The following is an 18,712-nucleotide window of genomic DNA, read 5'->3' on the forward strand; positions in this document are numbered from 1 at the left end:
TGGTATCTGATCGGGTGGCTGACCGGCCGGACTGGCGTTCGTCCGGCCTGTGTGCAGGCCCGAAAGGATCGGATCGTTGTGACTTCCCCGGTGATCGTCTGGTTTCGACAGGATTTCCGCCAGGCGGATAATGCGGCGCTGACAGCGGCGGTGAAGACCGGGGCGCCCATATTCTGCGTTCACATTCTGGACGAGGCGGTGAAGCAGGACGCGGCGCGCTGGTGGCTGGGGCGGGCGCTGGACCTGTTCGATGCCGATCTGCGGCAGGCTGGCGGGGCTTTGCATGTGTTTCGCGGGCCGGCGATCCGGGTTCTGCCGGCGCTGGTCGCGGCGACCAGCGCGCGGGCGGTGTTCTGGAACCGGCGCTATGACCCCGATGGACGGGAGACGGATACGCGGCTGAAGGCGCTGCTGAAGGAGGGCGGAACCTCCGTGCAGAGCTTTCCCGGCGCGCTGTTGCATGAACCATGGACGATCCGCACCCGGGCGGGCCAACCTTATCATGTCTTCGGCGCGTATTGGCGCGCGGCCTGCCAGGCGGGGCATGAACGGCCGCCGCTTCCGGCGCCGGTGAAGATTGCCTTTGCCACGTCGGACCGGTCCGGCTTGCCGCCGATGATCGAGGCCGGAGCGATCGGGCGGGAAATGAGCGCCACCGGCTGGACGGACGGGCTGGCGGACATGTGGCAGCCTGACGAGGCATCGGCGCAGGAGACGCTGGCACAGTTTCTGGACGGGTCGCTGGATGACTATGCGCGGGATCGGGACTTCCCTGCGCGGCCGGCAACCTCCGGCCTCTCGCCCTTTTTGCGCTGGGGCCATATCACGCCCGCGCAGGTGCGGCAGGCAGCTGCGGCGCAGCCGGCATCGGGTGGGCTTGCAAAATTCATGGCCGAACTGGGCTGGCGGGAATTCGCGTGGTCGGTGCTGTTTGCGCAGCCCGATCTGGCATCGCGTAATCTGCGCCCTGAATTCGACGCCATGCCATGGCGAAAGGATCCGGATGCCGTGCGGGCATGGCAGCGCGGGCGCACCGGTTATCCGCTGGTGGATGCCGGGATGCGCCAGTTATGGCGAACGGGGTGGATGCACAACCGCGTCCGCATGGTGGTGGCGTCGTTCCTGGTGAAACATCTGCTGATCGACTGGCGGGAAGGCGAACGCTGGTTCGCCCATACGCTGGTTGATTACGACCCGGCCAGCAACGGCATGAACTGGCAATGGGTCGCCGGAACCGGGGTGGAGGCCGCGCCCTTCTTCCGGATGATGAATCCGTTGATCCAGTCCCGCAAATTCGACCCGTCCGGCGCCTATATCCGGGAATGGGTGCCGGAACTGGCCAGGCTGCCCGATGCGCAGATCCACACGCCGTGGCTGGCGGGCGGCGTCTCGGGCTATCCGGCGCCCATCGTGGTGCATGAGGCGGCGCGGGAGCGGGCCTTGTCCGCCTGGCGCGCGTTGCGCGGCACGGCGGAAGGGGGCGGCGATAACAGCGGTTAGGGTGCGGCGGCGGCGCCCTGCTCCGTCAGGCGGCGGCGGGCAAGGCGGCAGGCTGCCAGATCCCACGCCGCGCAGCCGACCGATTTGAACAGGACCGGTATTTCGGGCGGCGGTGGGGTGTCGATCGCCGTGGCCAGGGGAAAGACGTTCTGCCAGTCTACGCCGGCCTGGATCAGGTCGCCGGCTTCGGAAGGCGCGCCGATCGGGTCGTCGACGAAAAGCCGGCTGTTCAGGACCAGATTCGGACCGATTTCGATCATTTCCGGACGGTAGGCGCCGACGCCGATGACCAGGCGCCCGGCACGGGGGGCGGCGTCATAGACGATATCGCGGCTGCTGGTGGTGGTGATGACGATATCGGCCGCCTCGGCATCGCCCGGGGTTTCGGGGCGGACATAGTGGCCTGTCGGGTCCAGCGTGGCGCAGAGGGCGGTCACCCCTGCCGGTCTGCGGCCGCGCACGCTGATGACGGCTTCGGGATGCAAGGTTCGCAGCGCGTTGACATGGCCCCTGGCCTGGGTGCCGGTGCCGATGATCAGGACATGGCGTGGTGGGCTATGGTGCAGCATGCGGATGGCCAGCATCGACATCGCAGCGGTGCGGCGCCCTGTGGTCTCCGGCCCGTCGAGAGTGAACAGGAAGGTGCCGTCACGCGCATCGCAGCATGTCACCTGCCCCTGGATGACGGGCAGCGCCTTGTTGCCGTGAAAGATCGTGATCAGCTTGGTCGCCATGATGTCGTTGGCGACGGAGGGCATGCAAAGCAGGTGGCCGCCGGCATCAGCCGTGTCGACGACCATCCGTTCGGGCGACAGGATGCTGCCGGCGGCATAATCGCGCACGACATCCTGCAGGGTATCGACCAGTTCGGGGAAGGGAAGAAGGCTGGCGGTCTGCCCGGCGGTGAAAATCTGCATTGGAGCCCCTTGATCGTTACGGAGAGAAAATATCCCGCCGTAACGATGCAGGCAATCAGGCTTCTTCAGCCTGGAGAGCGGCGAAACGATCCAGCGCTGCGAGATAATGGCTGCGTTCGGCGTCGGAAATCCATGCCGATGCAAAGGCGTTGCGGCTGATCGTCAGCAGTTCCGCCCGTGTCAGGTCGGCGGTTTTCTGGGCGCTGCGCAGGCATTCGGTCATGTAGGCGCTGTTCATATAACCCGGATCGTCGGAATTGATGGTAATCCGCAATCCCGCATCCAGCATGCCGCGCAGGTCGCGCCGGCCGCAGCCTGGCCGGATGACGTCGTTGGGTGACGGACAGATGGTGAAGACGATATCCCGCGCGCGGGCCCGGGCGATCAGTTCGGGGCGGTCCAGTACGTTCAGCCCATGGTCGATCCGCTCGCTGGCGAGATCGTCGAGTGCCTGGCGGATATGTTCGTGGGTGTTTTCCTGGTCCAGGTCGCAATGCATGGTCAGATGCAGGCCGGCAGCGCGGGCGCGGGCGAAGACATGCGCGAATTTGGCTGGAGGATTGCCGGTTTCGTAGGAATCGAGCCCGACGCCGACGATATCGTCGAGGTAAGGCAGGGCCTGGGTGAAGGTTTCATCGGCCGATTCCGCGCTCATTTCGCGCACGAAGCACATGATCAGTTGCGAACGGATGCCGAAGTCGCGCTCGGCGGCCTCGCGGGCCCGGGTAATGCCGGTGATGACCGTGGCGAAGGGGATGCCCCGGCGGGTGTGAAGCTGCGGGTCGAAGAACATCTCGGTATACAGGACGTTCTGGGACGCGGATTTTCTCAGATACTGATAGCAGAGATCGTAAAAATCCTTCTCCGTTACAAGAAGTTCGACACCTTCGTAATAGAGGTTCAGGAAGGACAGGAGGTCGTGATAGGTGTAGCCGGCACGGATGGCCTCTTCGCTGCTTTCCTTCAGCGGGTGGTCATTGCGCCGGGCCAGTTCCATCTTGAGCGACGCTTCCAGAGTGCCTTCCAGATGCACATGCAGTTCCGCCTTGGGCAGCGCGTCGATAAAGGCGGCGATCGAGCCGGTCATGGTGTCTTGCTCCAGCGGGATGAATCGTTCGCGCCGATGATGCCCTGTCGCGTGCCCGATGGCACCTCTTTCTTTCGGATGGTGGAACGATAAGTCCACCCGTTTCTTCCGTGGGGACGGATCAGGAGTATTTTTAACTAAAAATTATAGTGAAATTAAAATAAGCTATACATGCTGATCTTGGTGAATTACGGTTCACGCATTAACGCTTTCATATGGTGATTTACGACATGGATCAGTCCTCATCCGGGGCGGTGCACGCGCCGTCGCTCGAAGCGCGCTTTGCCCCGCTTTTTGCCGAGATTGCGGCGGGTGCGGTAGAGCGGGAGCAACATCGGGAACTGGCGCGCGAACCCGTAAGGGCCTTGCTGGATGCCGGCTTCGGGCGGCTGCGCGTGCCCGGCGAGGCCGGCGGGCTGGGGGCGTCGCTGCGGGAATCGTTTGCGCTGTTGCGCACGCTGGCGGCGGCGGATTCCAATATCCCGCAGATCGTGCGTGCACATTTCGCCTTCGTCGAGGGGCGGCGGCAGAAACCGGGGGCATCGGGCGGCTGGTTCGATGTCATCAATGACGGCGCGCTGTTCGGTGCGGCAATGGCCGAGCGGAGCGAGGAGACGGTGGTCAAGACGACCCTGCGTGAAACCTCGGAAGGGTGGGTACTGGACGGGACGAAATATTATTCCACAGGGACGCTCTATGCGGACTGGATCGTGGTGTGGGCGATCAACGACACCGCTCGCGTTCATGCCGCCGTACGGGCCGACAGCCCCGGCGTCACGCGGGTCGATGACTGGGACGGGTTCGGTCAGCGTCTGACGGGCAGCGGAACCACGATCTTCGACCACGTGGCGGTTCCTGCGGCCCATATCCTGGACCAGACTCCGCTGACGGAATTGCCGGCTCCCGATTATCTGGGCGCGTATTACCAGCAATTCCACAATACCGCGCTTGCCGGCATCGCGCAGGCCGTGCTGCGGGACGCGCTGGAATTCGTGCGACCCCGGACCCGGCTCTTCGGTGTGCCGGGCAAGGTGATCCAGCGGGATGATCCGGTCGTGCAGGGCGTGGTGGGGCGGCTGTCGACCCTCGCATTCTCGACGGCGGCACTGGTCGATACGGTTTCTGATGCACTGGCGGCGGCCGAACCGTTCTGGGAGAAGGGCGAGACGCGCCATCCGGCAATCGAGACGGCACAGGAAATCGCGTTCAAGGCCCAGCAGATCATCGTGGAGCAGACGCTGGAGGCGGCAACGCTGCTCTTCGAGGTCGGCGGCGCGTCCGCCACCAGCGAGACGCGGCGTTACGACCGGCACTGGCGCAACGCCCGTGTTCTGGCATCGCATAATCCCGCGGCGCAGCGTCAGAGAGAGATTGGAGATCTTGCATTGAATGGCACCCGGCTTTGGACGCCCTATTTCGAAGGGCTGAAGCGCCAGAACGCGGCGGCCGGCAGGGTAACGGCATAAGAGACACGCCCGGAACATGCGCGCGGATAGGGCGGCCGGTCTGCGTGCTTTCAGCTTTTGCAGGTCGACAGGCCAAGGGCCGACCTGCATCCGCTGGAGATAAATCACTTTTAAAATTGTTATATAATTCAGATCTGCGCATTTTGTGTGGCAAATTAAACGTTACGCATTGATTAAATGATTTATGTACGTTACGTCATGATTGTTGAATTTAATTCAAACGTTCGTGATCGTTGTTTATCCGATCGCGTGGAACGGGTGTGACGGACAGCCTCATGATTTCGATCCCAACATCTCGCGTCCTCGTCTCCCGCGGGGAGAATGGAGAGTTTGCCGGTGGCGCGGGCCTGGAGGAGATCCTGGCGCGGGCGGCTGCGTTGCGCGTTCTCTTCGCCGGCCGGGCCGCCGCGCATGATCGGGATGCCGATTTTCCGTTCGATGATATTGCCGATTTCAGTGCTTCCGGCCTGATGGCGCTGCCCAGCCGGGTCGATGCGGGCGGGCTGGGTGAGTCGCTGCCGGCGGCGCAGGCGGTTGTCGGCAGTCTCGCGCAAGGCGACCCGTCCGTCGCGCTGGTGATCGTGAACCATTACATGGTCCACGCGACGATCGCGGCACGGGCGGGTTGGCCCGAGGCACTGGCGGCCCGGCTCGAGCAGGAGAATGTGCGGCAGCCGGGGCTGATCAATGCCGCGCTGGCGGAGCCCGACCTGGGTTCGGCATCCTATGGCGGCCTGCCCGAGACCGTGGCCACCGTCACGCCGGACGGGTGGCGGATTTCGGGGCGCAAGGCCTATGTGACGGGTATTCCCGCACTGTCATGGCTGCTGGTACGGGCCCGGACCGACGACGCCGATCCGCGCGTGGGATTGTTCCTGGTGCCGGCCCTGGCAGATGGGGTGATCGTGCATCGCAACTGGGACCATATCGGCATGCGGGCGACGCACAGCCATGAGGTCGAGTTCCAAGATGTTCTCGTTCCAGCCGCCGATGTTACGGACCTGGTGGACGGCGGTGCCAGGCATCCGGTGCTGAGTGGCCTGATGCGCTGGAATACCGGCCTGCTGGGTGCGCTGTATGATGGCATCGTGCGCGGAGCACTGGACTGGACGGTGGGCTTTCTGCGGAAGCGGGTGCCATCGAATCTTGGCCAGCCACTGGCCACGCTGCCTTCGGTTCAGGATGCGGTTGGCAGGGTTGCTCTGGCACTGGATGAGAACCGGATGCTTCTCGACCGGTATGCCGACGATGTTGTCGCCGGGCGGGGCGACGCCGCCGATCGCGGTGCGGCGGTGATCAAGGCGCGGGTGATCGACGGGGCGGCGGATCTGACGCTGCATTTGCTGTCGCTGGCGGGCAATGCCGGACTGAGCGCGCGCAACCCGCTGGAGCGATGTCATCGGGATGCATTATGCGGCCGCATTCACGCGCCGCATGGCGAACTGGTTCGCCGCAAGGCCGGGCAGCGCGTCCTGGCTTTCTGATTTCCGGGCTGACGCCCCAGAATACGGACAATCATCATGAGCACTCTCGTTGTTGGTGACGGCCGCGTGGTTCCCGCGCCGGCCGCCCGGCCTGCGGCGCACGTGATCCGCGACGATGAAGAAGCGATCGCGGTGGCGCGGGATGTCGCGGCCAGGATCGCGGATGGCGCGGTGGAACGCGATCGCCAGGACCTGTTTCCTGCCACGGAACTGGATCTCTATTCCGATTCCGGCCTGTGGGGGATCACCGTGCCGCGCGCTTATGGCGGCGCCGACGTGTCGTATGGAACGGTCGGGCACGTCATTCGGCTGATCTCGGCTGCGGATTCCTCGATCGGGCAGTTGACGCAGAACCATCTGGCCACGGTGGCGGTTATCCGTTCTACCGGCACCGAAGCGCAGAAGGCCGATCTGTTCGCCGAAATTCTGGCAGGAAAACGCTTCGGCAATGCGTTTTCCGAGACCGGAACGCGCACTGTCCGAGACCTGAAGACCCGTTTCGTGCGCGATGGGCGGGATGTCGTCGTCAATGGCGTGAAACATTATGCCAGCGGGGCGCTCGCGGCCGATCTGGTGCAGATCGTGGCACTGGATGACGAGGGGCGAAGCTGGCTTGCCATTGCCGATCGTGCGGCGCCGGGGCTGACCGTGATCAACGATTGGGCCGCCTTCGGCCAGCGTGGCACCGGCAGCGGCAAGGTTCTGGTCGAAAATGTGCGCGTGCCGGAGCGGCGGGTCGTCGCGGCATGGAAGGCGTACCTTCCGGAAACGCCAACGGCGGATAGTGCGATTTCGCAGTTCATCCAGTCGGCGATTGATGCCGGTCTGGCAGAGGCGGCCATTGCGGAGACCGAGCATTTCGTGCGCACGCGGGCCCGCGCCTGGGTCGACAGTGCTGCCGAGCGGGCGGGCGATGATCCCTACACGATCCATGCGCTTGGCGAGCTGCATGTGCGGTTGAGCGCGGCGAAGGCGCTGCTGGATGTGGCGGGGCGGGCGATCGACGTGGCGGTGGAGGCGCCCAGTCCGGATTCCGTGGCGGCCGCCCAGATCGCGGTGGCGGAATCGAAGATCCTGACAACCGAAATCGCGATCGAGAGCACGAACCGCCTGTTCGAACTGGCAGGCACGGCATCGACCGATCGGGCGCTGGGGCTGGACCGGTTCTGGCGCAATGCGCGGGTGCACACGCTGCACGATCCGGTGCGGTGGAAATACGCGATCGTGGGCGATTATTACCTCAATGGCCGCCGGCCGCCGCTGCATCCCTGGAGCTGAGGCGCGCCATGTCCAATCCATCGCATGATCCTGCGTTCGACGATATCCACGAGCCGCCGCCGCCTGAACCCGGCGTGCGCTGGGGGCGGCGGGCCGTCGTGCTGGGCGGGCTGGCCGGTCTGGCCGGTGGCACTCTGCTGGCGGCCCGGCATTCGGGCGCGCGGCCACTGCCGCGTACGCCCGATGGGCTGCGTATCGTACGGCTGTCGCTGCCGGTGAATGCACCCTGCGTGGCACCGCTGATCCTGGCCGAACAGATCGGGCTGTATCGCGATCGCGGGCTGAAGGTCGAATTTACGAACTGGAACGATACGCCCTCGCTTCTGGAAGCGGTGGCGACCGGCAAGGTCGATCTGGGCGCCGGCATGATCATGCAGTTCATGAGGCCGCTGGAGCAGGGGTTCGACCTGAAGCTGGTGGCGGGCACGCATGGCGGGTGCATGCGCATGGTCGGTTCGCGCCGCGCCGGTGTAACGGACGATATCGCCAGCGTACGCGGCAAGACCATCGGCATCGCGGATGCGACGGGCTTCGCCTACAATACTTTCGCGCTGCTGCTGAAGAGCAATGGCGTCGATCCGCTGCGGGATGTGGCATGGCGGGTCTATCCGGCGCCGCTGCTGGAAGCGGCGTTGATGAAGGACGATATCCAGGCCTACGCCGATTCCGATCCATTGATGTACCTGGCGCAGCGGCGTTCGGGTGGAGATCTGGTCGAGATCCTTTCGAACCTGTCGGCGCCTTGGCAGGGGCGGGTGTGCTGCGTGGTGGCGGCGAGCAATACGCTGCTGCGCCGGGACCGTTCGGCCGTGCTGGGGCTGGTCGATGCCATGGTGCAGGCATCGGAAATCTGCGCGGCCGATCCGATGCAGGTGGCTCGGGCCTTTGCGCAATATGGCGCGGTCAAGGCACCGGTCGAGGATATCGCTGCCGTGCTGCGGATGCAGACGCATCACATGCATCCTCTGGGGCACGATCTGGCGGCCGAGGTGGCGTTTTATGCCGCGCAGCTCAAGACCATCGGTGTCATGAGCGCGGACCTCGATCCGGAGGCATTCGCGCGCGGCATTGTCGATGATGTAACGAAAGGAGACGCGGCGCATGTCTGACGTGGCTGGATCGGCCGTCGGCGCGGTTGCGCCGGTTGCCGTGCATTCCGTCTTTCGTCCGTGGTGGCCGGGTGTCGCCAGCACGGCGGTATGGGCGGTGGCGGCCGCCGTGACCGGGCTGCTGCCCGATCATGGGCGTGCGCCTGCCGGGCAGCCGCTGGTGGAATGTGAGGTCGTGATTGCGATCCTCTCCGCTCTGTCCGTCCTGATCGGGCAGGCCGGCTGGTTCGCGCCGCTGGCTTATCACGGGCGGCGTATTGCCGTGCTGGGTGGCGCGGTCGCGGTGTGGGAGATCGTCACCGCCAAGACGGGGTGGTTGCCACTGCCGTTTTTTCCCTCGCCGCAGGCGGTGCTGGATGTCTATCGGGTCGATTCCGGGCGGCTGGCGCAGAGTGTTTTCAGTTCGTTGCTGATCCTGGTTCCAGGTTTCCTGCTGGGCGCGGTGACGGGGTTTCTGGCGGGCCTCGCGATGGGATGGTCGCCGGAGGCCCGCTATTGGGGGAACCCGGTCATTCGGCTGCTGGGGCCGTTGCCGCCTATCGCGTGGTTGCCGGTCGCCCTGTTCGTGTTCCCGACGATTTCTACCGCGAGCATCTTCCTGATTGCGCTGGCGACCGCATTTCCGGTCGCTGTGCTGACGGCCTCGGGTGTGACGCTGGTCGATTCCCGGCTGTACGATGTCGGGCGGACACTGGGCGCGTCGGAGGGGTTCCTGATCCGCACCATCGTGATCCCGGCGACTCTGCCGCATGTGTTCGTCGGCCTGTTCATGGGGCTCGGGGCCTCGTTCATCGTCCTGATCGTGGCCGAGATGCTGGGGGCGAAGGCGGGGTTGGGCTGGTACCTGCAATGGGCGCAGGGATGGGCGGCCTATGCGAATCTCTATGCGGCGCTCGCTGTGATGTCGGTCCTGTTTTCAGGCGTGACGATGGCCTTGTTCGCCGTGCGTCGCCGCGCGCTGCGCTGGAACCGGGAGACGGTCGAATGGTGACGGCATCGGTGGCAAGCGCAACGTCAGCAGGCGGGCTGGCCGGAGCGTCGGTCCAGGTGCGTGCGGTCTCGCATGCTTTTGGCGATGCGGGGCAGGCTTTGCCGGTTCTCGACGACGTGACCTTCGACGTGCCGGCCGGCGAAACCGTGGCATTGCTGGGGCCGAGCGGGTGCGGAAAATCGACCCTGCTGCGCCTGATCGCCGGGTTGAGCGCGCCGCAGGCCGGGCGGATCGGGGTGGATCAGGTGCGCGTCGTCGGGCCGGACCCCAGCCGGCTTCTGGTGTTCCAGGACCCGTTGCTGCTGCCATGGCGGACGGTGGAAGCCAATGTCGCCTACGGGCTTGAGGCCAGGAAAATCGGCGACGGGCAGGAGCGCGTAAGGCAGGCCTTGCGGATGGTGGGGCTGGCTGCTTTTGCCGCGGCCTATCCGCATGAACTTTCCGGCGGCATGGCACAGCGCGCGGCCTTTGCACGGGTGCTGGTCAATCACCCGCGCGTGCTGCTGCTCGACGAGCCTTTCGGCAAGCTGGATTCGCTGACCCGCATGACGATGCAGGAGGAATTGCTGGCACTGGCGCGGCGTCATGCCTTCACGACCATTCTGGTGACGCACGATGTGGAAGAGGCATTGCTGCTGGCCACCAGGGTGCTGGTGTTCTCGCCACGTCCGGCCCGGATCATCCTCGATGTCGACAACGGTTTGCCGTTCCCGCGCTTGCGCGATGATCCGGCCTTCATTGCGCGTCGGCGCGAGATCCTGATCGCGCTTGGCCATGGCGAGGAGTTCGCACGGTGAACAGCGTCCCTTTGCGCGGCGTCCGGCCGCCGGTCCGATGTCGGTTGTCCCTAAGGTGGAAAGAAGAGTGAACAAGACGAATATGTTACGAACAGGACAGATTATGCCTTATCAGGACAGGACCCGTTACGGCACCATGAAGAATGTGGTGACGAAATCACTGGCTACGCTGCTGCTGGGCTCCGTATCGTTTGAAAGCCTCGACGTCGCGCGGGCGCAATCGGCGGATATGAGCGGGATGAGCGTTCAGATGAACAATCATCATCATCATGCGATGAACGCGCCGCCGGCGAAGTCCGTAGCGCAGAAGCCTGCTGCCGAGGCATCTTCGGGCAAGGCCGGGGCTGCGGCGCATACGGCAAAAGCAGCAAACGCCGCTGATGACGATATGGGCGACATGTATATGGGCGGCGCCAGCGCGTCGGACGCGGAGAAGGTGGACGTGACGGCTTCCCGTCTGGCCCCGATCCGCCGGGCTGGTGCGCAACTGCTCTCGATTCCCGGCGGAACCAACATCATCGATTCGAAGATGGTGCTGAAGCAGCGCAACGCGACCTCCGCCGATCTGTTGAGCTATCAGCCCGGCGTGTATGCGCAGGCTCCGGCCGGCTCGGACGATCTCCGCCTGTCCATCCGTGGGTCCGGCCTCCAGGTTGGAGCGAACGCGACGCGCGCCGGCGTCATCGTGCTGTTCGACGACCTGCCGGCCACCACGCCCATCGGCTCGTTCAACGAACTCATGGAGCCGCTGGGGATCCAGTATACGGAGGTCCTGCGTGGCGGTAACGGGCTCGACAAAGGCTCGCTCCAGCTTGGCGGCCTGATCAATTTCCATAGTTTCACGGGCTATGACGCCAAGACCTATCAGGCGCGGGTCGAAGCGGGCAGCTTCGGCTATGTGAAGGAACAGCTGTCTTCCGGCAAGGTTATCGGTAAATCCGATTATTATATCAGTGTCACGAATTCATACCGTGCCGGCTATCAGGACCAGACGAAAGCGACATCATTCGGTATTAATGCCAACTATGGGTACCGTTTCAACGATTCGGTCGATACGCGCTTCTTCTTCCGCTATCGCCAGACCTACGAGGGCAATCCCTACTATCTGACGCGCGCCCAGGTCAGGGAAAATCCGAAGCAGGCTCAATATCCCTACAATACCTGGGGAACCTACACGATCGAGCCGGGAACGAAGTATTTCGGAAACCGGACGACCGTCCGTATCGACGACGCCTCCCGCATCATGATCGGTGCCACCTATATTGATGCGCCGATGGACCATCAGTTGGGCAATACCTCGTCGATCTATAATAACTTCTATCTTAGCGGCGTCATAAACTACACGCGCAACGACACGATACTGGGTCATAAATCCGAGACGACTGCCGGCATTTACGCGACCGGCGATCTGCCGGGAAGCAACTTCATGAACTTGGTTCGCCGCCAGGCCGCCTATCCCGGCGTACCGGTGGGCACGCTCCTGACCAAGCAGAAGCTGGGCGGCAGCAGTACGCTGTTCCATGTCAGCAATAACACAGAAATTTTCAAGAATTTCTGGCTGACGGCCGGAGGGGGGCTGAGCTACGATCCACGTTCCGGGTCGGTGGTCTACCCGGTTCAGAACCATTTCAGCACGGCGCCGCTGAATTTCGCGCCGCGCGGGGGCTTCCGATATCAGTTCACGCCGGATATCCGGATCTACGGCAATGTAAGCCGCAGTGTTCAGTCGGCGCAGGACTGGCAGTTCCTTTCAGGCTCGCGGTATACCTCCGGCCTCGCGCAGGGGCAGACCGAAGGCTGGCAGAAGTTGGAACCACAGACCGCGACGACCTTCGAGGTCGGCTCGGAGGGGACCTACAAGGGCCAGCACTGGAGTGTTTCCTACTACCATTCTGCCGTGCATAATGAACTTCTTTCAGCGGTCACGGCGGTCTCGCAGCTTTATAACAGTGCTGTCTTCACCAATGCCTCGCGCACGACCCACCAGGGTGTCGAAGCTGGAATAAATGGCACGCTGTTCAAGTGGAACGGCAACGCCATTACCTATATGCAGTCCTATACTTGGTCGGATTTCCATTATAATCATGACCCGGTCTTCGGGCATAATCGCCTGCCCGGCGTGCCGGAGCATTATTACCAGGGCGAACTGCACGCGGACTTCAAGAACGGATTTTATACGACGTTCGATGTCGAAGCCGCATCGTCAATAGTCGCATCCTACGACAATGGGGCAAGAACCGCGCCCTATCATATCTATAGCTACACACTTGGCTATCTCTGGCCGAAGAAAGACCGCCGCGTTTATCTGCAGTTCCATAACCTGGCCAACAAGCACTACGCGATGGGCGTCGTCCCCGTCTACACATCGACGAACGGCGATGCGGCAGCCGAACTGGTTGGAGACGGCTTCGGCATCTTTGCCGGTGTCGATGTCGGTTTTAACTGAAGCTGGTTTGGGAGTCTGCCCCGGAACACGGGGCAGGGGGAATGAGGCGGCGGCTCAGTGGCAGCCGCCACCGCCGCACTTGGTGCAGGCGCCGCAGCCGGTGGGGCGCTTTTCGGTCTGCCGGGCGCGTTGCGTGGCGCGGTCACGGAGGGGACGCGGAGCATGGATCACGCGCAGCATGTCGGCGCTGGTACGCCAGAACATGCCCTGGCTGGCCGGCACCAGCCGGCGCACCCAATAGAGCGCCGAGGCGGTGACGATGGCGACGATCACGATGGTTTCCACAATGGTCTCGATCATGGACTGCCCCCCCAACCCAGAAGAAGCGAAATGCGCCAGACGATGAACGCGGCGCCGTAGGCCATGGCGAACAGATAGCCTGCCGTTATTCCTACCATACGCCATGACCCGGTTTCACGCCGGATCACCGCCAGGGTCGAAAAACATTGTGGCGCGAAGATGTACCATGTGAGCAGCGACAGCGCCGTGCCCAGGCTCCAATGCGCCGACAGCAGGGGCTGGAGCTGGTTTGCGGCGTCGCTGTCCGTGGCGCCCAGGGAATAGACGGTGGCCAGGGCGCTGACCGCGACCTCACGTGCCGCCAGGCCGGGGATCAGGCTGACGCAGATCTGCCAGTTGAAGCCGATCGGGGCCATGACATAGAGCATCCAGTGCCCGATGCGGCCGGCCAGGCTCCATTCGATCGCGGGGCCGGCGGCACCGGCCGGTGGGGCGGGGAAGCTGGCAAGCGCCCAGAGCAGTACGCTGACCGTGACGATGATCGTGCCGACGCGCGACAGGAAGATCACCGCCCGCTGCTTCAGGCCCAGGGCGAGATCCCGCGGGTTGGGCAGGCGGTAGGCCGGCAGTTCCAGCAGCAGGGGATGTTCCTCCTGCCGGTCGCGGTTCTTCAGCACCCGCGCCACCACCAGCGCGCTGAGGATGCCGGCCATATAGAGGGCGAACAGCACCAGCCCGTGCAGGTTGAACAGGCCGCCGACCCGTCGTTCGGGCACGAAGGCCGCGATCAGCAGCGTGTAGACCGGCAGCCGGGCCGAACACGTCATCAGCGGGGCGATCAGAATCGTGATCATCCGGTCGCGTGGATTCTGGATCGTGCGGGTGGCCATGATGCCGGGAACCGCGCATGCGAAGCTGGACAGCAGCGGGATGAACGACCGGCCGCTCAACCCCGCCGTGGCCATGATCCGGTCCAGCAGGAAGGCGGCACGGGGCAGGTAGCCTGATTCCTCCAGCGCCAGAATCCACAGGAACAGGATCAGGATCTGCGGCAGGAACACCACCACGCTGCCCGCGCCGGCGATGACGCCATCGACGATCAGGCTGCGCAGCGCGCCATCCGGCAGCAGAGTGCCGACCGCCTGGCCCAATGCGGCCGTGCCGGCATCCAGCAGGTCCATCACCGGCTGGGCCCATGAGAAGACCGCCTGGAACATGACGAACATCAGGGCGAACAGGATCACCATGCCCCAGACGGGGTGGAGGAACCAGCGGTCCAGCCGCTCCTCCAGCGCCATGCCCAGTCGCGACGGGCGCGTGACGCAGTCGGCGAGAATGCGCCGGGCCTCGGCATGGAAATCGCTGCCCGACGGCATGGCGGGCGGTGGGGGCGGGGGCGGCAGGTCGAGCGCACGCAGGACCTCCTGCCCGCCATCGCGGCGGATGCCGACGGCCGTGACCACCGGGGCGCCGAATTCGGCCTCCAGGCGCGGCACGTCGATTGCGATGCCCTGCCGCTTCGCCGCGTCGATCATGTTCAGCACGAGGATCATCGGCCTGCCCATCTGCCGGACCTCGAGCGCGAAACGCAGATGCAGGCGCAGATTGGTGGCATCCACCACGCAGACCAGCAGTTCGGGCGCAGGCTCGCCGCGATAGGTGCCGGCGCAGACATCGCGCGTCACGGCCTCGTCGGGGCTGGTGGCGACCAGGCTGTAGGCGCCCGGCAGGTCGAGCAGGCGCACCGCCAGCCCCTTGGGAGTGGTCAGCCGCCCGACCTTGCGCTCGACCGTAACCCCGGCATAGTTCGCCACCTTCTGGCGGCTGCCGGTCAGGAGATTGAACAGCGCCGTCTTGCCGCAGTTCGGGTTGCCGACCAGGGCGGCGTTGAGGACGCTCATGCGACGGCCCGCGGATCAGGCCGCGTCGCGGAGCAGCACGCGCGCCGCTTCCGCGCGACGCAGGGCAAAACGGGTAAAGCCGATGCCGACCGCGATCGGGTCGGCGCCGATCGGGCCCACAGCCACGATGCGGATCGGTTCGCCCGGCACGAAACCCAGGGCACGCAGCCGCTCGGCCACAGGATCGCCGGCCGTGTGGTCTTCCACATGGTCGATGATGGCGCTGCCCCCCAGTTTCAGTTCGTTGAGTCGCATCCCGGATCCGTTCGGCACTTCAGGTTCAGTTGAGAATAATACTTAATATTTAAGTGTGCCGATGTCCATTGTGCCGGGCGCATCCCACCCGCTCGGGTCCGCAGAGGAGGCGCGCGTTACGGAAGCCGCACGCAGGCTTTCCGCAACAGCCTGGTGTTGCGGAAAGCGTGGGCGGACATGTGGGGCGGACGAGCGAAAGCCGCCCTTCAGGGCCGGCGTGCGTTCCCGGGTATCGAAGCGGAGCGTCCCTGAGGACCGTGGATACTGAAGCGCAGGGAACCTGCGCCGGATCGCCACCGGCGCGCAGTCCCGGCCATGCTCTCAGTGCGAGGGGCGCAGGTGGAACGTGATCCGCATGGCTTCGGCCGACAGGCGGGCGCCGCTGGCGGTGGCGGCCGTCAGGTTGATATCCACGCGGTGATTGTTTTCCAGCAGCTTGCTGCCTACGCCCCTGCCCATTGTCGCTTCGGCCTGCACCGCCCAGTAGGTGCCGTCGAAATCCTGCAGGCGGGCGAGGTTATGCACCGTACCGTGGCCTGCGATGTGCGAATAGCCGACGCTGCCCAGCCCCCCGCCGGACATTGTGAAGTCGTAGGATCGGCCGCCATAGACCAGTTGCCCGGTGCCCCAGGTGTAGCCGGCACCGACTCCGATCTCCTTCATCACGAACGTGACCTGCCCGGTCGTCATGGCCGACGGGTCGGGTGTTGCGCAGACCGCCGGAGACAGGCCCAGGGCGTAGAGAGTCAGTCCGGCGGACAGGATTTTCTTCACGCTGCATCCTCCTCGACAGGGTGCGTGCCGGCGGGCGGCCCGTCACTCAACCCTGATCTCACGGATTTTACAATGTGCCTGATGCGTGATCGGATTCGTGCGACGGCACGAAAGCGAAGAATCTGGCGGAATGGGTGGGATTCGGGTCTGGCCGCATTGCCTTGGCCACATCATATAGCATATTGCATATTTCTGTTGTCCGATCCTACGCTGGTGTCAGGCAGTTCGTAATCCCGTTCCCGGTGGAGGGCGTTTCAATCGATGTCTGATCGTTCTCCTGGCGTGAATGCGTCCGCCGGCCTGCAAGCGGGCGGCGGCAGGACGAGCGGGGTGTCGACCTCCAGCCTGGCCGATATCAGCGGTTCGATACGGATTCCGGCGGGGGCTGTTGGTTGGCGGCGGCTGCTGGCGTTTCTGGGGCCGGGTTATATGATCTCGGTCGGGTATATGGACCCTGGCAATTGGGCGACCGACCTCGCCGGTGGTTCGGCGTTTGGCTACACGCTGCTTTCAGTCGTCATGCTCTCGAACCTGATGGCGATTCTGTTGCAGGCGCTGTCGGCGCGGTTGGGTATCGCGACTGGCCGCGATCTGGCGCAGGCCTGCCGTGACCGGTTCGCGCCTTGGGTGGTGATGATGTTGTGGGTGGCTTGCGAGGCCGCCATCATCGCCTGCGATCTGGCTGAGGTCATCGGCACCGCCATCGCGCTGCAATTGCTGTTTGGGATTCCGCTCCTGCCGGGGACGGTGATCACCGCGCTGGATGCGGGCGTGGTGCTGATGCTGATGAACCGAGGGTTCCGCGCTCTGGAAGCCTTCGTGATCGGGCTGTTGAGCGTGATCGCGCTCTGTTTCGCGATCCAGATCGTGGCGGCGGCACCTCCTGTGGCGGCAGTGCTGGGGGGGCTGGTGCCCCGGCCGGAGATCCTGACCGACCCGGGGATGCTGTATGTCGCCATCGGGATTATCGGGGCGACGGTGATGCCGCATAATCTCTACCTGCATTCCTCCATCGTGCAGACGCGGGCTTATGACCGTTCCGAGGCCGGGCGGCGCGATGCCATTCGCTGGGCGACCTGGGACAGCACGCTGGCGCTGATGATGGCGTTTTTCGTCAACGCCGCGATCCTGATCGTCGCTGCCGTTGCCTTCCATGATAGCGGGCATCGCGACGTGGCCGACATTGGGCAGGCGTGGCGGTTGATTTCGCCTCTGCTGGGGCTGGGAGCGGCCGCCACGCTGTTCGCCGTGGCGCTGCTGGCGGCGGGGATGAATTCGACCGTGACCGGAACCCTGGCCGGGCAGACCGTGATGGAGGGCTTCCTCGACCTGCGCTTGCCGCCCTGGGCGCGGCGGCTGGTCACGCGGGGGCTGGCGATCGTGCCCGTGGTGGGAGTGACGGCCCTGTATGGCGATTCGGGCGTGGATCGGCTGCTGGTATTCAGTCAGGTGGTGCTGTCGCTGCAATTGCCGTTTGCCGTCATCCCGCTGGTCTGGTTTGTGTCCGATCGGCGGATGATGGGATCTTTCGTCATTTCTCGCCCGGTTGCCGCGCTCTCCTGGGTCGTGGCGGTGGTTATTCTTGGGTTGAATGGCAAGCTGCTGTGGGATGTGCTGGCAGGCTGATTGCCGGCAGTGGAAACAGCGAGGCGCTGCCTTGTGGTGGCGGGGAAGCGGGCAGGTCGGGCATTCTGCCAATCGGGAGGCGATCCGCAGGGGCAGGCTGGTCACGGTGGCGAGGCGGCTTGCGACCATCTGGCAGCGGGTGGCCGGGGTAATGCGGATGACGTGGATAGCCGCGCCGCGTGCGAGAACCGCCAGCCCGTTGGCATATCGTTCGCAGCCGGGGCGCGGGGCCATGTCCAGCCGCCCGTAACAGATGCCGGGCTTTACCGCCACGGGTGGATTGCGGGCCAGCAGCAGAAAGCGGGTGCCGGCCGGACCGGCGGGGAAAAGGATTGTGCCCGTGCTCAACCGGGATCGGGGCGTGCGATCAAGCGAAAAGAAACGGTGTGGCTGAAAAGGTGCTTAGGTTCCGGGCATCGGATCGCGGGACGGCGCGGCCTGTTGAGGGTGAAGGGTGGGTTTTATTGCGGCTGCGCATGGGTTTTTCTTGACAGGCAGGGCGCAGATTCTATGTAGGGCGCGATGGTTCCTCTCGATGAGGATTAAAAGGGAACACAGTGTGGGTCGGAAGGCCCAAGCCTGTGGCTGTCCCCGCAACTGTAGGCGGCATGTTCACGCATCGCCGGGCGTCATGGCCCGGGGCCACTGGGGTTTCGTCCGACCCGGGAAGGCCATGTGGAACGACAACCGCGAGCCAGGAGACCTGCCGTCAGCACTGGTTGCAACCGGGAACCGTCAGGCGGGGTGATCTGGCGGGCGGGACAGGGACGTTATCCCGGCATCGGATGACGGATCGTGGCCTGTGGTCTCGTGGCAGCCGCGCATGGTCACGAGAACGGTC

15 protein-coding genes and 1 riboswitch are annotated in these 18,712 nt (G+C 64.5%); of the genes, 9 read left to right on the forward strand and 6 right to left on the reverse strand.

Annotated features, from left to right (window positions below):
- Positions 1 to 78: 78 nt before the first annotated feature.
- A complete protein-coding gene (locus C7453_RS06165; RefSeq protein WP_307723112.1) occupies positions 79 to 1,500 on the forward strand; it encodes a cryptochrome/photolyase family protein in 1,422 nt (473 codons plus the stop codon).
- Here the strand turns inward: C7453_RS06165 and C7453_RS06170 are convergent.
- Positions 1,497 to 2,417 carry a delta(1)-pyrroline-2-carboxylate reductase family protein gene (locus tag C7453_RS06170; protein ID WP_114726615.1) on the reverse strand — a complete coding sequence of 307 codons (921 nt, stop codon included), beginning with the start codon at positions 2,415 to 2,417 and terminating at the stop codon, positions 1,497 to 1,499. The genes C7453_RS06165 and C7453_RS06170 overlap by 4 nt on opposite strands.
- Positions 2,418 to 2,472: 55 nt before the next feature.
- A complete protein-coding gene (gene add / locus C7453_RS06175) occupies positions 2,473 to 3,504 on the reverse strand; it encodes an adenosine deaminase (protein ID WP_114726616.1) in 1,032 nt (343 codons plus the stop codon).
- 230 nt (positions 3,505 to 3,734) lie between these two features.
- Between add and C7453_RS06180 the strand changes: the two genes are divergently transcribed.
- The 7 genes from C7453_RS06180 to C7453_RS06210 all read left to right on the forward strand — a co-directional run bounded on the left by C7453_RS06180 (position 3,735) and on the right by C7453_RS06210 (position 13,075).
- Positions 3,735 to 4,970, forward strand: a complete 1,236-nt coding sequence (locus C7453_RS06180) for an acyl-CoA dehydrogenase family protein (RefSeq protein WP_114726705.1) — start codon at positions 3,735 to 3,737, stop codon at positions 4,968 to 4,970.
- A gap of 275 nt (positions 4,971 to 5,245) precedes the next feature.
- The gene (locus tag C7453_RS06185) at positions 5,246 to 6,454 is read left to right on the forward strand and encodes an acyl-CoA dehydrogenase family protein (protein WP_114726617.1); all 1,209 of its coding nucleotides are present in this window, start codon (positions 5,246 to 5,248) and stop codon (positions 6,452 to 6,454) included.
- Positions 6,455 to 6,490: 36 nt separating this feature from the next.
- On the forward strand, positions 6,491 to 7,732 hold the full coding sequence (locus C7453_RS06190) for an SfnB family sulfur acquisition oxidoreductase (RefSeq protein ID WP_114726618.1): 1,242 nt from the start codon (positions 6,491 to 6,493) through the stop codon (positions 7,730 to 7,732).
- 8 nt (positions 7,733 to 7,740) lie between these two features.
- Positions 7,741 to 8,841: an ABC transporter substrate-binding protein gene (locus tag C7453_RS06195; protein WP_114726619.1), complete on the forward strand. Its 1,101-nt coding sequence runs from the start codon at positions 7,741 to 7,743 to the stop codon at positions 8,839 to 8,841.
- Positions 8,834 to 9,832, forward strand: coding sequence for an ABC transporter permease (locus C7453_RS06200; protein ID WP_114726620.1), 999 nt, complete (start codon positions 8,834 to 8,836; stop codon positions 9,830 to 9,832). Before C7453_RS06195 ends, C7453_RS06200 begins: the two co-directional genes overlap by 8 nt.
- Positions 9,826 to 10,629 carry an ABC transporter ATP-binding protein gene (locus C7453_RS06205; RefSeq protein WP_114726621.1) on the forward strand — a complete coding sequence of 268 codons (804 nt, stop codon included), beginning with the start codon at positions 9,826 to 9,828 and terminating at the stop codon, positions 10,627 to 10,629. The genes C7453_RS06200 and C7453_RS06205 overlap by 7 nt, the downstream gene beginning before the upstream one ends.
- 103 nt (positions 10,630 to 10,732) lie before the next feature.
- On the forward strand, positions 10,733 to 13,075 hold the full coding sequence (locus C7453_RS06210) for a TonB-dependent receptor family protein (protein WP_114726622.1): 2,343 nt from the start codon (positions 10,733 to 10,735) through the stop codon (positions 13,073 to 13,075).
- Between the two features lie 54 nt (positions 13,076 to 13,129).
- Here the strand turns inward: C7453_RS06210 and C7453_RS06215 are convergent, their stop codons facing one another.
- The 4 genes from C7453_RS06215 to C7453_RS06230 all read right to left on the reverse strand — a co-directional run bounded on the left by C7453_RS06215 (position 13,130) and on the right by C7453_RS06230 (position 16,245).
- Positions 13,130 to 13,375, reverse strand: a complete 246-nt coding sequence (locus C7453_RS06215) for a DUF6587 family protein (protein ID WP_114726623.1) — start codon at positions 13,373 to 13,375, stop codon at positions 13,130 to 13,132.
- Entirely contained in the window at positions 13,372 to 15,216 is a 1,845-nt protein-coding gene (gene feoB / locus C7453_RS06220; RefSeq protein ID WP_114726624.1) for a ferrous iron transport protein B, read from the reverse strand. The genes C7453_RS06215 and feoB overlap by 4 nt, the downstream gene beginning before the upstream one ends.
- Positions 15,217 to 15,231: 15 nt before the next feature.
- The gene (locus C7453_RS06225) at positions 15,232 to 15,471 is read right to left on the reverse strand and encodes a FeoA family protein (RefSeq protein ID WP_114726625.1); all 240 of its coding nucleotides are present in this window, start codon (positions 15,469 to 15,471) and stop codon (positions 15,232 to 15,234) included.
- A gap of 321 nt (positions 15,472 to 15,792) precedes the next feature.
- A complete protein-coding gene (locus C7453_RS06230; protein WP_114726626.1) occupies positions 15,793 to 16,245 on the reverse strand; it encodes a hypothetical protein in 453 nt (150 codons plus the stop codon).
- A 261-nt stretch (positions 16,246 to 16,506) separates the two neighbouring features.
- On the opposite strand from C7453_RS06230, the gene C7453_RS06235 reads away from it, so the two are divergent.
- Positions 16,507 to 17,871 carry an Nramp family divalent metal transporter gene (locus tag C7453_RS06235; RefSeq protein ID WP_114726627.1) on the forward strand — a complete coding sequence of 455 codons (1,365 nt, stop codon included), beginning with the start codon at positions 16,507 to 16,509 and terminating at the stop codon, positions 17,869 to 17,871.
- 506 nt (positions 17,872 to 18,377) lie between these two features.
- Positions 18,378 to 18,596: riboswitch (cobalamin riboswitch) on the forward strand.
- Positions 18,597 to 18,712: the final 116 nt, after the last annotated feature.

Source organism: Gluconacetobacter liquefaciens (genome assembly GCF_003350405.1).
In the GTDB taxonomy this organism is placed as follows: Bacteria; Pseudomonadota; Alphaproteobacteria; order Acetobacterales; family Acetobacteraceae; genus Gluconacetobacter; species Gluconacetobacter liquefaciens.

What these genes read in the sequence shown, in the direction of transcription:
- C7453_RS06170 (WP_114726615.1), bottom strand. Translation starts at nt 2,417, where the DNA reads ATGCAGATTTTCACCGCCGGGCAGACCGCCAGCCTTCTTCCCTTCCCC.
- add (WP_114726616.1), bottom strand. Translation starts at nt 3,504, where the DNA reads ATGACCGGCTCGATCGCCGCCTTTATCGACGCGCTGCCCAAGGCGGAA.
- C7453_RS06180 (WP_114726705.1), top strand. Translation starts at nt 3,735, where the DNA reads ATGGATCAGTCCTCATCCGGGGCGGTGCACGCGCCGTCGCTCGAAGCG.
- C7453_RS06185 (WP_114726617.1), top strand. Translation starts at nt 5,246, where the DNA reads ATGATTTCGATCCCAACATCTCGCGTCCTCGTCTCCCGCGGGGAGAAT.
- C7453_RS06190 (WP_114726618.1), top strand. Translation starts at nt 6,491, where the DNA reads ATGAGCACTCTCGTTGTTGGTGACGGCCGCGTGGTTCCCGCGCCGGCC.
- C7453_RS06195 (WP_114726619.1), top strand. Translation starts at nt 7,741, where the DNA reads ATGTCCAATCCATCGCATGATCCTGCGTTCGACGATATCCACGAGCCG.
- C7453_RS06200 (WP_114726620.1), top strand. Translation starts at nt 8,834, where the DNA reads ATGTCTGACGTGGCTGGATCGGCCGTCGGCGCGGTTGCGCCGGTTGCC.
- C7453_RS06205 (WP_114726621.1), top strand. Translation starts at nt 9,826, where the DNA reads ATGGTGACGGCATCGGTGGCAAGCGCAACGTCAGCAGGCGGGCTGGCC.
- C7453_RS06210 (WP_114726622.1), top strand. Translation starts at nt 10,733, where the DNA reads ATGCCTTATCAGGACAGGACCCGTTACGGCACCATGAAGAATGTGGTG.
- C7453_RS06215 (WP_114726623.1), bottom strand. Translation starts at nt 13,375, where the DNA reads ATGATCGAGACCATTGTGGAAACCATCGTGATCGTCGCCATCGTCACC.
- feoB (WP_114726624.1), bottom strand. Translation starts at nt 15,216, where the DNA reads ATGAGCGTCCTCAACGCCGCCCTGGTCGGCAACCCGAACTGCGGCAAG.
- C7453_RS06225 (WP_114726625.1), bottom strand. Translation starts at nt 15,471, where the DNA reads ATGCGACTCAACGAACTGAAACTGGGGGGCAGCGCCATCATCGACCAT.
- C7453_RS06235 (WP_114726627.1), top strand. Translation starts at nt 16,507, where the DNA reads ATGTCTGATCGTTCTCCTGGCGTGAATGCGTCCGCCGGCCTGCAAGCG.